This window comes from Agrococcus beijingensis (assembly GCF_030758955.1).
Classification (GTDB): domain Bacteria; phylum Actinomycetota; class Actinomycetes; order Actinomycetales; family Microbacteriaceae; genus Agrococcus; species Agrococcus beijingensis.
The window spans coordinates 553,591-568,561 of record NZ_CP132360.1 but is presented as its reverse complement, the minus strand read 5'-3'; the positions used below and the strand labels follow the sequence as shown (position 1 = coordinate 568,561).

The following is a 14,971-nucleotide window of genomic DNA, read 5'->3' as shown; positions in this document are numbered from 1 at the left end:
GGTCGGAGCGTAGGGGTCGCGCCCGTGCGGACGCTAGGAGCCCCGGTCACGAGGTTCGCAGGGCCGCCGGTGCGACGACGCGCTCGCCCGCCCGCCAGACCGCGTGCACGAGCGGCACGCCCGGCCGGTAGGCGAGGTGGGTGATCGAGGGGGCGTCGAGCACCTGCAGGTCGGCGCGGGCACCGGGGCGGATGCGTCCGAGGGGGCCGCGCGCGCGTGCGGCCCGGTGGGTGGTCGCGGCAGCGGAGCCCTCGTCATCGCGGCCTTCCTCATCGAGGCCTCCTCCATCGAGGCCTTCTCCATCGAGGCCTTCTCCATCGAGACCTCCTTCATCGAGCCCTAGCGCGATCGCGCCGCCGAGGGTCGCCGCGCGCACCGCCTCCTCGATCGTGAGCCCCATCTGCAGCACGGCGGTGGCGACGCAGAAGGCCATCGACGTCGTGTAGCTCGTGCCGGGGTTGCAGTTGGTGGCGATCGCGAGCACTGCGCCCGCGTCGAGCAGCCGCCGTGCGGGCGCGAGCGGCATGCGGGTCGACAGGTCGCAGGCGGGCAGCACCGTGGCGACCGTGCCGCGCGCGCCGCGCTGCCAGCCGTCGGCGAGCATCCGCACCTCGTCGTCGTCGAGGAACGCGACGTGGTCGACGCTCGCCGCGCCCAGTTCGACCGCGAGCCGCACACCAGGGCCCGGGCCCAGCTGGTTGCCGTGCACCCGCAGCGCGAGCCCCTTCGCCCGCGCGGCTTCGAGCACCCGGCGCGACTGCGCCTCGTCGAAGGCGCCGCGCTCGCAGAAGACGTCGACGGCGTCGACGTGCGGGGCGACGGCGTCGAGCATCGCGCCGGCCACCAGGTCGACGTAGGCGTCGGGGTCACTGCCCGCCGGCACCAGGTGCGCGCCGAGGAAGGTGACCGAGTCGGCGCGGGCCGAGGCGATGCGGGCGCTGCGCAGCTCGTCGTCGACGGTGAGCCCGTAGCCGGTCTTCGTCTCGAACGCGGTCGTGCCGCCGCGCAGCATCTCGTCGGCCAGCCGATCGAGGTTCGCCGCGAGCGCCGCGTCGCTCGCCGCGCGGGTCGCCGCGACGGTCACGCCGATGCCGCCGGCCGCGTAGTCCTGCCCGGCCATCCGCGCCTCGAACTCGGCGGTGCGGTCGCCGGCGAACACCAGGTGGGTGTGGCTGTCGACCCAGCCGGGCAGCACGGCGCGGCCGGCGACGTCGATGCGCTCGTCGCAGGCGGGCGCCGCCGCCGCCTCGCCCAGCCACGCGACCAGCCCGCCCTCGACGACGAGGGCGGCGTCACGCATCCGCCCCCGCTCGTCATCGTTGGTGGTGAGCTCGCCGATGCCGGTGATGAGCGTCGACATCAGGCACCGCGCCGCATCGGGATCGGCACGCCCTGCGCCTCGGCGAACGCGATGGCCTCGTCGTAGCCGGCGTCGACGTGGCGGATCACGCCCATCTCGGGGTCGTTCGAGAGCACCCGCGCGAGCTTCTCGGCGGCCATCGCCGTGCCGTCGGCGACCGACACCTGGCCGGCGTGGATCGAGCGGCCGATGCCGACGCCGCCGCCGTGGTGGATCGACACCCAGGTGGCGCCCGAGGCGGTGTTGACGAGCGCGTTGAGCAGCGGCCAGTCGGCGATGGCGTCGGAGCCGTCCTTCATGGCCTCGGTCTCGCGGTAGGGGCTCGCGACCGAGCCCGAGTCGAGGTGGTCGCGGCCGATCACGATCGGGGCGCTGAGGGTGCCGTCGGCCACCATCTCGTTGAAGCGCAGCCCCGCGCGGTGCCGCTCGCCCGCGCCCAGCCAGCAGATGCGCGCCGGCAGGCCCTGGAACTGCACGCGCTCCTGCGCCATGCGGATCCAGCGCGCCAGGTGCGCATCCTCCGGGAAGAGCTCGAGGATCGCCTCGTCGGTGCGGCGGATGTCCTCGGGGTCGCCCGACAGCGCCGCCCAGCGGAACGGGCCCTTGCCCTCGCAGAACAGGGAGCGGATGTAGGCGGGCACGAACCCGGGGAACGCGAACGCGTCGTCGTACCCGCCCAGCCTCGCCTCGGCGCGGATCGAGTTGCCGTAGTCGAAGACCTCGGCGCCGGCGGCCTGGAAGCCGACCATCGCCTCGACGTGGCGCGCCATCGAAGCCCGGGCGCGCTCGGTGAACCCTTCCGGGTCGCGCTCGCGCTCGGCGCGCCAGTCGTCGAAGGCGACGCCGCTCGGCAGGTAGGCGAGCGGGTCGTGGGCGCTCGTCTGGTCGGTGACGATGTCGATGGGGGCGCCGCTCGCGAGCAGCTCGGGCACCACGTCGGCGGCGTTCGCGTGCAGGCCGATCGAGAGGGGGCGCCCGGCGTCACGGGCCTCGACGGCGCGCGCCAGCGCATCCGCCATGTCCTTCGCCTCCACGTCGAGGTAGCGGTGCTCGATGCGGCGGAGGATGCGGCTGCGGTCGACCTCGACGCAGATCGCGACGCCGTCGTTCATGGTGACGGCGAGCGGCTGCGCGCCGCCCATGCCGCCCAGGCCCGCGGTGAGCGTGATGGTGCCGGCGAGGCTCTCGCGGCCGAGCGCGCGGGCGACGGCGCCGAAGGTCTCGTAGGTGCCCTGCAGGATGCCCTGGGTGCCGATGTAGATCCAGCTGCCGGCGGTCATCTGGCCGTACATGGTGAGGCCCGCCGCCTCGAGCCGGCGGAACTCGGGCCAGGTCGCCCAGTCGCCCACCAGGTTGGCGTTGGCGATCAGCACCCGCGGCGCCCACGGGTTCGTGCGCATGACGCCCACGGGGCGGCCCGACTGCACGAGCAGCGTCTCGTCGTCGTCGAGCCGGGTGAGCTCGCGCACGATCGCGTCGTAGCTCGCCCAGTCGCGGGCCGCCCTGCCGGTGCCGCCGTAGACGACCAGCTCGTCGGGGTGCTCGGCGACCTCGGGGTCGAGGTTGTTCATGAGCATGCGCAGCGCGGCCTCCTGCTGCCAGCCCTTCGCGGTCAGCTGCGTGCCGCGGTGCGCGCGGACCTCTCGTGCGCCTTCCATGGGAGCTCCTCTGTCTCGGTGGCTGGGTCTGGTTCGTCGGGTGTCGATCGATGGGGTGGGCTTTTCGTTCTGCAGGTGATCCGGGCGGCGCGAGGGCAATGCTCCCTCGACAGGCCGCGATCGCCTGCAGAACGGATCGGGTCAGGTGCGGGTGTCGGTGTCGTCGGCGGCGGTGTCGGCGGCGTCGGCGGCGGCGTCGGCGGCGGGCGACCACGACTCGGCGTGCCGCAGCAGGCCTGCCGCGATGAGCGCGCCGCCGCCGACGGTGAAGGCGACGGATGCCTCGATGTCGCGGGCGAGGAAGCGGTCGGGACCGATCCCGGGCACTTCACGTCGGAGGCCCTCGACGACCGCGCCGGTGCGGGGCCCGGCCGGGTCGTCGCGCAGCTCGATGCCTCGGGCGGCGGTCATCACCTCGATCGCGAGCACGCGGCCGAGGCCGTCGACCGCGCGGCGCAGCTTGCGGGCCGCGCCCCAGCCCATCGAGACGTGGTCCTCCTGCATCGCGCTCGACGGGATCGAGTCGACCGAGGCGGGCGTCGCGAGGCGCTTCAGCTCGGAGACGATGCCGGCCTGCGTGTACTGGGCGATCATGAGGCCCGAGTCGACGCCCGGGTCGTGGGCGAGGAACGGCGGCAGGCCGTAGGAGCGCGCCGGGTCGAGGAAGCGGTCGCTGCGCCGCTCGCTCATCGAGGCGACGTCGGCGATCGAGATGGCGAGGAAGTCGAGCACCGCGGCGACCGGCGCGCCATGGAAGTTGCCGTTCGAGACCACCCGGCCGTCGGGCAGCACCACCGGGTTGTCGATCGCGCTGGCCAGCTCGATCTCCGCGACGCGGGCGGCGTGCGCGGCGGTGTCGCGCGCGGTGCCGTGCACCTGCGGGGCGCAGCGCAGCGAGTAGGCGTCCTGCACGCGGGTGTCCTCTGGCCCCTTGTGGCTCGCGACGATCGGGCTGCCGGCGAGCAGCGCGGCGATGTTCGCGGCGCTCTCGGCCTGGCCAGGGTGCGGGCGCAGCGCCATCAGCTCGGCGGCGAAGGGCGCGTCGGTGCCGAGGAGCCCCTCGACGCTCATCGCCGCGGCGAGGTCGGCCGTGTCGAGCAGCTTGTCGAGGTCGGCGAGCGCGAGGCACAGCATCGCGAGCATGCCGTCGGTGCCGTTCACGAGCGCGAGGCCCTCCTTCTCGGCCAGCACGACGGGTGTCAGCCCCGCGCGCTCGAGCGCCGTGGACGCATCCATCAGCTCGCCCCGGAGCTCCACCACGCCCTCGCCCATCGCCGCGAGCGCGACGTGCGAGAGCGGCGCGAGGTCGCCCGAGCAGCCGAGCGAGCCGTACTCGCCGACGACCGGCGCGACGCCGGCGTTCAGCATCGCCGCATACAGCTCGGCGGTCGCCCGGCGGATGCCGGTGCGGCCGGTCGCCAGCGTCTGCAGGCGCAGCAGCATCAGGCCCCGCACGACCTCGCGCTCGACCGCCTCGCCGCTCGAGGCGGCGTGCGAGCGGATCAGCGACTGCTGCAGCCGAGTGCGGTCGGCGGGCGCGATCGACGTGTTGGCCAGCGCCCCGAAGCCGGTCGAGATGCCGTAGTGCGGGCTCGCATCGGCGGCGAGGCCGTCGATCACCTCGCGCGCCGCGTCGATGCGCTCGAGCGCCACGGGGCTGAGCGCCACGGGCGCGTCGAAGCGAGCGACCTGCACCACCTGGTGCCGGGTGAGGGGGGCGTCTCCGATGACCACTGCCATGCAGCCATTCCACCCGCGGAGGCGACCCGACGCATCCGCGTGCCCCATACTGCTGTCTGAGATCTCAGACTCGAGGCGGGAGGCCGCGATGGCGATGCCTCGGATGCCCGCGGCGCGCAGTGCGCTGCGGGTGCTGTCGCTGCTGGCCGAGCAGGCGGGGCCCGTGCGCGCCGCGACGATCGCGCGCGAGCTCGGCCTGCCCCGGTCGAGCGCGTACCAGCTGCTGCAGGTGATGCACGACGAGGGCTTCCTGGTGCACTACCCCGAGCTCGGCGCCTGGGGCCCGAGCGCCCGCGTGCAGCAGCTCGGCTCGAGGGTCGCCGCGGCCACCCGGCTCGAGCGGCTCGCGCAGCCGATCCTCGACGGGCTCGTGCAGCGCGCCAGCGTGCCGGCGACCAGCCACCTGGCGGTGCTCGCCGGCAGCGACGTGGCCTACGCCGGCCGCGGCGAGGGGCGCCGCTCGCCGCTGACGGTCTCGCGGGTCGGGGTGCGGCTGCCGGCGGTGCGCACCGCGACCGGACGGGCGATGCTGGCGGCGCTCGGCGACGACCAGGTGCGGGCGCTGCTGCCCCACGACCGCGACCTGACGGGCGAGCGGCCGGCGACCCGCGCCGCGCTCACCGCCATGCTGGCGGCCGTGCGACGGCGCGGGTGGGCGCGCGAGGACGGCGAGGTCGACGCCGCCTACGGCTCGGTGGCGGCAGCCGCGCGCGACGCGGCGGGCTACCCGGCCGCCGCCGTGGGCCTCACCTTCCGGCTCCTCGACGTCGACGAGGGCGGGTGGGCGGCGATGGGCGCGCTCTGCTCGGGCGCCGCCGCCGAGCTCACGCGCAGGCTCGGCGGCTCCTGAGCCTCAGACCGGGCGATCATCGGCATCGGGCCCCCGGCGCTCGGTGAGCGCCTGCACGGCGGCCGACGCGTCGTCGGGCTGCAGCTCGGGGCTCGCGATGTCGTGCTCGAGGCCGATGACGGCGTGGGCGCGGTCGGAGAGCTCGGCGTCGGATCGCCCGCTCGCGTCGGAGGGCGCGTCGAGGCCGTCGTCCTCGACGTCGTTCGGGTCGGTCAGCACCTCGTCGTCGCGCCGCAGATCCTCGAACATCAGGTCATCAGTTCGATCGTCACCGGGCCGATCGTCACCGGGTCGATCGTCGCCGGGTCGATCCTCGTCGGGCGCCGTCTCCGGCCACTGCGCCTCGGGCTGCTCGGGCACCATCTCGCACCTCCCGTTCGTGCCGCCGCCGGTGCGCCGGCTGCGTCAAGCACAGCACGCGCGCCCGGCGGCGGCAACGGGCCACTTCAGGCCAGGCGCGTCTCGATCGGGGTCGGGTTCGAGAACAGGTCGTGCACCGGGCAGTGCGCGTCGACGATCTGCCGCAGCTCGTCGTAGCGCTCGCGCGACTCGGGGCCGTCGATGTCGACCACGACGCGGATCCCCGCGAAGCCGGGGCGCACGTCGTCGGCACCGAAGAGCCCGCGTACGTCGAGGTCGCCCTCGGCGCGCAGCTCCAGCCGGTCGATCGCGAGGCCCAGCCGCTTCGCGTACAGGCGGTAGACGACGGTCTGGCAGCCGAGCAGCGCGGCCAGCGCGAACTCGACGGGGCTCGCGCCAGCGTCGTCGCCGGCCAGGCCCGCGGGCTCGTCGACGAGCAGCTCGTGGCGGCCGGCGCGCACGACCGTCGCGACCGCGCCCGCGGCGGTGCCGTCGGCGGCGAAGACGAGGCGGGCGTTCGCGACGTCGGCCGCGAGGCGGTCGCCCCAGGCGCGCTCGGCGCCGTCGAGGCGCGCGTCGCGCTCGTCGGCGGTGACGTCGATGACGGATGCGGTGGTGATGCTCATGGGATCTCCTCGGGTCGGGAGTCCACACGCTATGCAGCGACGCGGCGGGCGTGGAAGCCCGCCGCGTCACCGTTCGTCACCGCGCGTCACACCGCGTCATGGGGCGACGCGGCGCGTCATCCGAGGGCGCTCAGGGCTGCGCCCGATCGATGTCGTCGAGCGCGCTGGCGTCGCCCGCGGGGTCGCCGACGGGCGCGGTCGGGTCGAGCGCGCCAGCGCCCTGCGGCGCCGTCGCGGTGCCGGGCGGCGCGGGCACGGGGCTACCCGACTCGGGCTCGGCGACGCCGGGCGTGCCGCTGCCGACCGGGCCGCCGGGCACGTCGGGCGCGCCGGGCCCGGGTTCCAGCCGCTGGCCGGAGGACCCGTCGGGCGCACCCGGCTGCTCGGCCTCGAGCTCGTCGATGTGGGCGCGGATCTCGTCGATCCGCTCGAGTCCGGCATCGACGATCTGCGTGTAGCGCTCGCCGGTCGCGTCCGCGGCGAAGTCGGCCTGACCGTCGCGCGCGGCGTTGGCGTAGGGCAGCGGGGGCTCGCCGCCGGCGGGCAGCTGCTGCTCGTCGTCGGGCGGCAGCTGGGAGCCTCGGCGCTCGGGCACCGAGTCGGACGCCGAGTCGAGCGGCCGGTCGCCTCCGGGCAGGTCGGGCTCGTCGTCGAGGGGCTGGTCGCCCCCGTCGCGGATGGGGCTGTCTGCCATGCTCGCACCTCTCGTGGTCGGGCCGGCGCCGGGTGCGCCGACAGGCGCCCACCCAACCACCGGCGGCTGGGCGTGGCCTCGACGCGGGCGGGCCGGCCTCGACCTCAGCCGCGCCGCCTCAGGCGACCAGGAACCACCAGACCCCGGCGACCGCCTGCGCGATCGCGATCACCCCGGCGATCGCGACGAGGGTGACGTGCACCGTCAGGAACCGGGTGGGGCGACCCTGCGCATCCTTCGCACGGTCATCGTTCGCGACCCTGCGCAGGAACGTCGGCCAGACGACGATGCTGAACGCCGCACCCACCAGCAGCAGCACGGCGCCGAACGTGCCGACGCCCTCAGGCATCGCGCGGCCCGTCGTCCTGGCGGCTCCAGGCGATGCGCACGAGCTGCCGCAGCACCGCCTCGTCGACCTGCTCGAGCCGCTTCACGTAGACGCAGCCCGCGCCCTCGGTGTAGCCGCCGAGCTCCGGCAGCAGCGCGGCGCCCTCGGGCAGGTCCTTCAGCCCGTAGAGCGTGAGCGCGGCCTTGCGCGGCGAGAAGCCGAGCTTCGGCCAGTCGCCCTCGGTGCGCGAGGTCTTCGACGGGGAGACGTAGTGGTAGCTGCCGAAGCCGACCATCGACGGTCCCCACATGACGGGCTCGGCCCCGGTCTCCTCGCGCAGGATCTCGAGCAGGCGGTGACCCTCCTCGACGCGGCGCGCGGGCTGGGCGGCGTCGAGGAAGCCGGTGACGCTCGCATCGGTGGGCTGGGTCTTCTGCTCTGCCATGCGCCCATCCTCCCGCAGCGGCCAGGGGGCGTCCACCGTCAGCGATCAGCGCGCGCGAGCCGTGCGCGCACCGCGGCCGCAAGCCGGCTCGGCCACCAGGGCTGCGCGCCGGCGACGCGCTCGGCGAGCTCTGCCAGCTCGATCGCGCTCGAGATGCCGCCGCGCGCGAGGATCCGCTCGAGTGCGGCGGCGAGCGCCGGATGCGTCTGCTCTGCTCTGCGCCACGGATCCTGCGCGTCGGCGACCGGCACCGCCGCGGGCTCCAGCAGGTGCGCGAGCACGAGCAGGCTCCCGGCGGCGTCGAGCAGGTGGCGGTGCGCGACCAGCCGCTCGCCGCGCGCGGCTCGACCCCCGCCGACCAGCAGTGCCCGGTGGAGCCCCGTCGCGATCGTGCGAGGCTCGCGCTCCGGCGGCGCGAGGGTGGGGCGGATGCGTTCGGCCAGGTCGCCGAGGCGGTCGACGGCGACGCGATGGGCGTCGCTGCGGCTGAGCGACAGCTCGTCGGGCGTGAAGACGGCGTACTCGAGCAGATGCCCGTCGTCGTAGACCGCCCAGGCGCCGTGCGCGGTGTCGCGCTCGTGGAGGGCCAGTGCGGAGCGCCGCCGCGGCAGCCAGGCCGTGCTGTCGCGGAGCCGCTCAGCCGCCGCCGGCGCCGCGATCACGAAGAAGTCGTGATCGCTCCAGTCGTCGGGCAGGTGCGACGTGGCTGCGGTGCTGCCGAGCAGCACGAGGCCCAGCACGCCATCGGCCGTCTCGGCCCAGCCGACGAGCGCCGCGGTCAGGTCGTCGTGGTCGCCGCGCTGCATGGTCGCATCGTACGGTGCCCGCATCGAACGGTGCCCGCATGGTACGGCCGGAGCCCGCCCGGCAACGCGGAAGGGCCCCGCCGGAGCGGGGCCCTTCCTGCACTGCAGAAGAACTACTTGATGATCTTCGTGACCGTGCCGGCGCCGACGGTGCGGCCACCCTCGCGGATGGCGAAGCCGAGGCCCTCCTCCATGGCGATCGGCTGGATCAGCTCGACCGTCATGTCGGTGGTGTCGCCGGGCATGACCATCTCGGTGCCCTCGGGCAGCGAGATGACGCCGGTGACGTCGGTGGTGCGGAAGTAGAACTGCGGGCGGTAGTTCGTGAAGAACGGGTTGTGACGGCCACCCTCGTCCTTGGCGAGGATGTACGCGGTGCCCTCGAAGTTCGTGTGCGGCGTGACCGAGCCCGGCTTCACGACGACCTGGCCGCGCTCGACGTCCTCGCGCTTGGTGCCGCGGAGCAGCAGACCGCAGTTCTCGCCGGCCCATGCCTCGTCGAGCTGCTTGTGGAACATCTCGATGCCCGTGACCGTGGTCTTCTGCGTCGGGCGGATGCCGACGATCTCGACCTCGGAGTTGATCGCGAGCGTGCCGCGCTCGGCGCGACCCGTCACGACGGTGCCACGGCCGGTGATCGTGAAGACGTCCTCGATCGGCATGAGGAACGGCTTGTCGCGGTCACGGACCGGGTCCGGGATGTTCTCGTCAGCGGCGTCCATCAGGTCGACGATGGCCTGGGTCCAGGCCTCGTCGCCCTCGAGGGCCTTGAGCGCCGAGACGCGCACGACGGGAGCGTCGTCGCCGGGGAAGCCCTGGCTCGAGAGCAGCTCGCGGACCTCGAGCTCGACGAGCTCCAGGATCTCCTCGTCGTCGACCATGTCGGACTTGTTCAGCGCGACCATCAGGTACGGCACGCCGACCTGCTTGGCGAGCAGCACGTGCTCGCGGGTCTGCGCCATGGGGCCGTCGGTGGCGGCGACCACGAGGATCGCGCCGTCCATCTGGGCCGCACCCGTGATCATGTTCTTGATGTAGTCGGCGTGACCAGGAGCGTCGACGTGCGCGTAGTGGCGCTTCGGCGTCTCGTACTCGATGTGCGAGATGTTGATCGTGATGCCGCGCTGGCGCTCCTCGGGAGCGGAGTCGATCGACGCGAAGTCGCGCTGCACGTTGGTCGCCGACGGGTACTTGTCAGCCAGGACCTTCGAGATCGCCGCCGACAGCGTGGTCTTGCCGTGGTCGACGTGACCGATCGTTCCGATGTTGACGTGCGGCTTGGTCCGCTCGAACTTGGCCTTAGCCACTGTGTCCTCCTAGGACTGTTCTCATGAGTGCACCGCCGCGTCGCGGCAGAGCGTTCGGGTGGTGTTGATCTATGGTACTTCGACCACGGGTTCAGGAAAAACCGAGGCGTGGCGGGAGGTCGGGGCGGCTCTCGCCGCCCCGACGATCACTCGCCCTTGCTCTTCTGGACGATCTCGTCCGAGACGACCTTCGGAACCTCGGCGTAGCTCGAGAACTCCATCGAGTAGACGGCCCGGCCCGAGGTCTTCGACCGCAGGTCGCCGACGTAGCCGAACATCTCCGACAGCGGCACGAGGGCCTTGACGACCTTCACGCCCTGAGCGTCCTCCATCGACTGGATCTGCCCGCGACGCGAGTTCAGGTCGCCGATGACGTCGCCCATGTACTCCTCCGGCGTGCGCACCTCGACCGCCATGAGCGGCTCGAGGAGCACCGGCTGAGCCTTGCGGGCAGCCTCCTTGTAGGCCATGCTGCCGGCGATCTTGAACGCCATCTCCGAGGAGTCGACGTCGTGCGCAGCACCGTCGAGGAGCGTCGCCTTGACGCCCACCGTCGGGAAGCCGGCGAGCACGCCGACCTGCATCGCGTCCTGCATGCCCGCATCGACCGAGGGGATGTACTCGCGGGGCACGCGGCCGCCGCTCGTCGCGTTGACGAACTCGTAGGTCGTCTCCGCCGTGACCTCCATCGGCTCGAGCTTGATCTGCACCTTGGCGAACTGGCCGGAGCCACCCGTCTGCTTCTTGTGCGTGTAGTCGTACTTCTCGACGGTGCCCTTGATGGTCTCGCGGTACGCGACCTGCGGCTTGCCGACGTTGGCCTCGACCTTGAACTCGCGCTTCATGCGGTCGACGAGGATGTCGAGGTGCAGCTCGCCCATGCCCTTGATGACCGTCTGACCGGTCTCGGGGTTGTTCTCGGTGCGGAAGGTCGGGTCCTCCTCGGCCAGCTTCTGGATGGCCGTGCCGAGCTTCTCCTGGTCGGCCTTCGTCTTCGGCTCGATGGCGACCTCGATGACGGGCTCGGGGAAGGTCATCGACTCGAGGACGACCTGGTTGGCCGGGTCGCTCAGCGTGTCGCCGGTCGTCGTGTCCTTGAGGCCGATCACCGCGTAGATGTGGCCCGCGGTCATCGAGTCGACCGGGATCTCCTTGTTGGCGTGCATCTGGAAGATCTTGCCGATGCGCTCCTTCTTGCCCTTGGTCGAGTTCGCGACCGCTGCGCCCGAGGGCACGTGGCCCGAGTAGACGCGGACGTAGGTCAGACGACCGAAGAAGGGGTGCACCGCGACCTTGAACGCGAGCGCCGCGAACGGCTCGTCGCGGTCGGCGTGGCGCTCGATGATGACCTCTTCGTCGCGCACGTCGTGGCCGGGGATGGCCGGCACGTCGAGCGGCGTGGGCAGGTAGTCCACGACCGCGTCGAGCATCGGCTGCACGCCGCGGTTCTTGAACGCCGAGCCGCAGAGCACGGGGTAGATCTCGGAGTTCACCGTCATCTTGCGGATGGCGGCCTTGATCTCGGCGACCGTCAGCTCCTCGCCCTCGAAGTACTTCTCCATGAGGGCGTCGTCGGTCTCGGCGACGGTCTCGAGCAGGGCCGCGCGGTACTCGGCGGCCTTCTCCTTGAGGTCCTCGGGGATCTCCTCGATGGCGTACTCGGCGCCCATCTTGACGTCACCCTTGGAGTCGCCGCGCCAGGTCTTCGCGTTCATCTCGACCAGGTCGACGATGCCCTCGAAGCCCGACTCGAAGCCGATCGGCAGCTGGATGACCAGCGGGCGAGCGCCGAGGCGGTTGATGATGGTGTCGACCGTGTAGTAGAAGTCGGCGCCCATCTTGTCCATCTTGTTGACGAAGCAGATGCGCGGCACGTCGTACTTGTCGGCCTGGCGCCAGACGGTCTCGGACTGGGGCTCGACGCCCTCCTTGCCGTCGAAGACGGCGACCGCGCCGTCGAGCACGCGGAGCGAGCGCTCGACCTCGACCGTGAAGTCGACGTGGCCGGGGGTGTCGATGATGTTGATCTGGTTGTTGTCCCAGAAGCAGGTCACGGCGGCCGACGTGATCGTGATGCCGCGCTCCTGCTCCTGCTCCATCCAGTCGGTCGTCGAGGCGCCGTCGTGGGTCTCGCCGATCTTGTGGTTGACGCCCGTGTAGAACAGGATGCGCTCGGTCGTCGTGGTCTTGCCGGCATCGATGTGGGCCATGATGCCGATGTTGCGGACCTTGCTCAGGTCGGTGAGTGCTTCCTGTGCCACAGGGTTCCTCCGATTGTGGATGGAGCGGAAATCTTGGGGGTGCTGGGAGGAGGGTCCCGGCGGAGCGCCGGGACCCTCACTCGATCACCAGCGGTAGTGCGCGAAGGCCTTGTTCGACTCGGCCATCTTGTGCGTGTCCTCGCGGCGCTTCACAGCGGCGCCGAGGCCGTTGGAGGCGTCGAGGATCTCGTTCTGCAGACGCTCGGTCATCGTCTTCTCGCGACGAGCCTTGGCGTACGAGACGAGCCAGCGCAGCGCGAGGGTGTTCGCACGGTGCGGCTTGACCTCGATCGGCACCTGGTAGGTCGAGCCACCGACGCGGCGCGACTTCACCTCGAGGGTGGGGCGGATGTTGTCGAGCGCCTTCTTGAGCACGACGACGGCATCCTGGCCCGACTTGGTGCCGACGCCGGCGAGCGCGCCGTAGACGATGCGCTCGGCCAGGCCCTTCTTGCCGTCGAGCAGGATCTTGTTGACGAGCTGCGAGACGATCGGTGCGCCGTAGACGGGGTCAGCAACGACCGGGCGCTTGGGTGCGGGTCCCTTGCGAGGCATTACTTCTTCTCCATCTTCGCGCCGTAGCGGCTGCGAGCCTGCTTGCGGTTCTTGACTGCCTGGGTGTCGAGCGCGCCGCGCACGATCTTGTAGCGCACGCCGGGGAGGTCCTTCACACGACCGCCGCGGACGAGCACCATCGAGTGCTCCTGGAGGTTGTGGCCCTCACCGGGGATGTAGGCCGTGACCTCGGTGCCGTTCGAGAGCTTCACGCGGGCGACCTTGCGGAGCGCCGAGTTCGGCTTCTTGGGGGTGGTGGTGTAGACGCGGGTGCAGACGCCGCGCTGCTGGGGGTTCGCCTTCAGGGCGGGCGCCTTGGTCTTCGAGACCTTGGGCGACCGACCCTTGCGGACCAGCTGCTGAATGGTGGGCACGTTGCTTCTTCCTGCTGCACGGTGACAGCGGTTCGATTGGTTCGCCGGCTTCGCCGGCTCCATCGGTGATCCACCGCGCACGCTCTCGCGCGCTCTTCGCAGATGGTGGATAGGCCGTGGGGGCTGGAGGACTTGGCGCCTCCGCCCGAGTGCTTCTGCTCCTTCGCCCCGCGCATGACGCAAGGCGCGCTCGCGCGCACACCCGATCAAGAATAGGGCCACTCCCCATGCACGGTCAAGCAGGGCCCCGCGGCCGGGAGAGCGCTGCGAGCGCGGACCGCTCAGCGCGCGGGGCGCAGCCAGCGCAACGTCGAGACGCACGCGTCGAACAGCAGCCGCTGCGCGTCGATGGCCGGGTCGTCGGCCTCCATGTCGACGGGCCGGCTGATCGTCGCCGTCAGCTGCAGCGCGCGTCGGCGCTGGGTGCCGGGGATCGGCGTCAGGTAGACGACGGTCAGCACGCGCACCTGCTCGTCCTGCACCGTCTCGAGCGCGTCGCGCTCGAAGCGCACGATGCGCTTGGCGTCGTCGAGGGCGGTCGCGTCGTACTCGAGGATGGCGTGGCGCACCACCTCGTCGAGGGTCACGTCGGTCTGCGCCCTGCGCACCGACGCGAGGATCGACGCGGGCAGCCAGAGCGTGTCGTCGCCCTGCTCGGTGGCCGAGAAGAACGCGACGACGTCGCCGCGGCGCATGCTCTCGAACGAGTCCTTGAGCATCGACTGCGCCTGCGCGAACAGGTCGGGGCGGTGCGCCTGCATCATGCGGGTCTTGATGCCCGCCAGCATCTGCTGCTGCGTGGCCTGGTCGGGCGCGTGCCGTGCCCAGCCGGGCGGCAGCTCCATCGTGAACTCGGGGTCGGGGGTGGCGCCGAGCGCCGCCCGCAGGTCGTTGGCCAGGTCGCTCATCGTGCCTCCGTCGTGCCTTCCGTCGTGCTTCGCGGCCCCGAGGGGCCGCTCTGCGCGTGCCAGCCGTCGGCCTCGACGACGAACCGCTCCGATGGGAGACCGATGAAGCGCGAGCCGTCGGGGCGCGTGACCTCCATGCGGTCGACGACCTGCCGGAGGCCCGACGCGGCCAGCGCCATCAGCTCCTGCGGCGTCGGCGCCAGCGCGATCATCACCGCGGAGTCGCCGTCGTCGAACACGAACGCGGTCGAGCCCAGCACTGCCCGCTCGTAGCCCGGCAGCGGTGCCGTGGCGAGCAGCTGCACGCCCTCGCCGAGGCCCGCGCTCGAGATCGGCTGCAGGCTGCCGTCGTGCTCACTCCACCGGGGCACCAGGCCGCTCGGCATGATGCGCGCCTGCACGGTCGCGAAGATCGGCAGCGCCAGCGGCCAGACCTGCCAGGCGAAGAGGTCGCCCTGCTCGCGCCGGTCGAGGCCCGCGCGCAGCAGCTCTGGCACCAGCTGCTCGTGCTGGTCGCTCCAGCGCTCGCCGAAGGCGACGCGCGCGCCTGCGATGCGATCGGCGAGCCAGGCGGCATCGGCTGCCTCGTCGCCGAGCCGCGGCATCGCGAGCCAGCCCGGGCGATCGGTCGATGCGGTGCTGCGCCACTGATCGATCGTCATCTCCGGCGTCCCCGCTCCGCTCATCCCGTCGCGACCG

Annotated in this window: 16 protein-coding genes; 1 reads left to right on the top strand and 15 read right to left on the bottom strand. The window is 72.3% G+C overall.

Features of this window, described 5'->3' with window-relative positions:
* Nucleotides 1-46: 46 nt before the first annotated feature.
* The 3 genes from hutI to hutH all read right to left on the bottom strand — a co-directional run bounded on the left by hutI (nucleotide 47) and on the right by hutH (nucleotide 4,758).
* Nucleotides 47-1,360, bottom strand: coding sequence for an imidazolonepropionase (hutI, locus tag Q9250_RS02570; RefSeq protein ID WP_306233011.1), 1,314 nt, complete (start codon nucleotides 1,358-1,360; stop codon nucleotides 47-49).
* Nucleotides 1,360-3,018, bottom strand: coding sequence for a urocanate hydratase (gene hutU / locus Q9250_RS02565; RefSeq protein WP_306233010.1), 1,659 nt, complete (start codon nucleotides 3,016-3,018; stop codon nucleotides 1,360-1,362). The genes hutI and hutU overlap by 1 nt, the downstream gene beginning before the upstream one ends.
* A 141-nt stretch (nucleotides 3,019-3,159) precedes the next feature.
* Nucleotides 3,160-4,758: a histidine ammonia-lyase gene (gene hutH / locus Q9250_RS02560; protein ID WP_306233009.1), complete on the bottom strand. Its 1,599-nt coding sequence runs from the start codon at nucleotides 4,756-4,758 to the stop codon at nucleotides 3,160-3,162.
* 88 nt (nucleotides 4,759-4,846) lie between these two features.
* Here hutH and Q9250_RS02555 point away from each other — a divergent pair, with 88 nt between their 5' ends.
* Entirely contained in the window at nucleotides 4,847-5,608 is a 762-nt protein-coding gene (locus Q9250_RS02555; protein WP_306233008.1) for an IclR family transcriptional regulator, read from the top strand.
* A gap of 3 nt (nucleotides 5,609-5,611) precedes the next feature.
* Here Q9250_RS02555 and Q9250_RS02550 read toward each other — a convergent pair whose 3' ends face one another.
* From Q9250_RS02550 to Q9250_RS02495, 12 genes are all read right to left on the bottom strand, one after another.
* Entirely contained in the window at nucleotides 5,612-5,968 is a 357-nt protein-coding gene (locus Q9250_RS02550) for a hypothetical protein (RefSeq protein WP_306233007.1), read from the bottom strand.
* Between the two features lie 86 nt (nucleotides 5,969-6,054).
* Complete coding sequence (locus Q9250_RS02545) at nucleotides 6,055-6,594, bottom strand: OsmC family protein (RefSeq protein WP_306233006.1); 540 nt, start codon at nucleotides 6,592-6,594, stop codon at nucleotides 6,055-6,057.
* Between the two features lie 130 nt (nucleotides 6,595-6,724).
* The gene (locus Q9250_RS02540; RefSeq protein WP_306233005.1) at nucleotides 6,725-7,288 is read right to left on the bottom strand and encodes a hypothetical protein; all 564 of its coding nucleotides are present in this window, start codon (nucleotides 7,286-7,288) and stop codon (nucleotides 6,725-6,727) included.
* Between the two features lie 118 nt (nucleotides 7,289-7,406).
* The gene (locus Q9250_RS02535) at nucleotides 7,407-7,637 is read right to left on the bottom strand and encodes an SCO4848 family membrane protein (protein ID WP_306233004.1); all 231 of its coding nucleotides are present in this window, start codon (nucleotides 7,635-7,637) and stop codon (nucleotides 7,407-7,409) included.
* Entirely contained in the window at nucleotides 7,630-8,061 is a 432-nt protein-coding gene (locus tag Q9250_RS02530; RefSeq protein ID WP_306233003.1) for a DUF1801 domain-containing protein, read from the bottom strand. Before Q9250_RS02530 ends, Q9250_RS02535 begins: the two co-directional genes overlap by 8 nt.
* Nucleotides 8,062-8,099: 38 nt before the next feature.
* Complete coding sequence (locus tag Q9250_RS02525) at nucleotides 8,100-8,867, bottom strand: hypothetical protein (RefSeq protein WP_306233002.1); 768 nt, start codon at nucleotides 8,865-8,867, stop codon at nucleotides 8,100-8,102.
* A 113-nt stretch (nucleotides 8,868-8,980) separates the two neighbouring features.
* The gene (gene tuf, locus Q9250_RS02520; RefSeq protein WP_306233001.1) at nucleotides 8,981-10,174 is read right to left on the bottom strand and encodes an elongation factor Tu; all 1,194 of its coding nucleotides are present in this window, start codon (nucleotides 10,172-10,174) and stop codon (nucleotides 8,981-8,983) included.
* 146 nt (nucleotides 10,175-10,320) lie between these two features.
* On the bottom strand, nucleotides 10,321-12,435 hold the full coding sequence (fusA, locus tag Q9250_RS02515; protein ID WP_306233000.1) for an elongation factor G: 2,115 nt from the start codon (nucleotides 12,433-12,435) through the stop codon (nucleotides 10,321-10,323).
* A gap of 84 nt (nucleotides 12,436-12,519) precedes the next feature.
* On the bottom strand, nucleotides 12,520-12,990 hold the full coding sequence (gene rpsG / locus Q9250_RS02510) for a 30S ribosomal protein S7 (protein WP_306232999.1): 471 nt from the start codon (nucleotides 12,988-12,990) through the stop codon (nucleotides 12,520-12,522).
* The gene (rpsL, locus tag Q9250_RS02505) at nucleotides 12,990-13,364 is read right to left on the bottom strand and encodes a 30S ribosomal protein S12 (protein WP_021010916.1); all 375 of its coding nucleotides are present in this window, start codon (nucleotides 13,362-13,364) and stop codon (nucleotides 12,990-12,992) included. The genes rpsG and rpsL overlap by 1 nt, the downstream gene beginning before the upstream one ends.
* Before the next feature lie 281 nt (nucleotides 13,365-13,645).
* On the bottom strand, nucleotides 13,646-14,272 hold the full coding sequence (locus tag Q9250_RS02500; protein ID WP_306232998.1) for a hypothetical protein: 627 nt from the start codon (nucleotides 14,270-14,272) through the stop codon (nucleotides 13,646-13,648).
* A complete protein-coding gene (locus Q9250_RS02495) occupies nucleotides 14,269-14,934 on the bottom strand; it encodes a hypothetical protein (protein ID WP_306232997.1) in 666 nt (221 codons plus the stop codon). Before Q9250_RS02495 ends, Q9250_RS02500 begins: the two co-directional genes overlap by 4 nt.
* Nucleotides 14,935-14,971 lie beyond the last annotated feature (37 nt).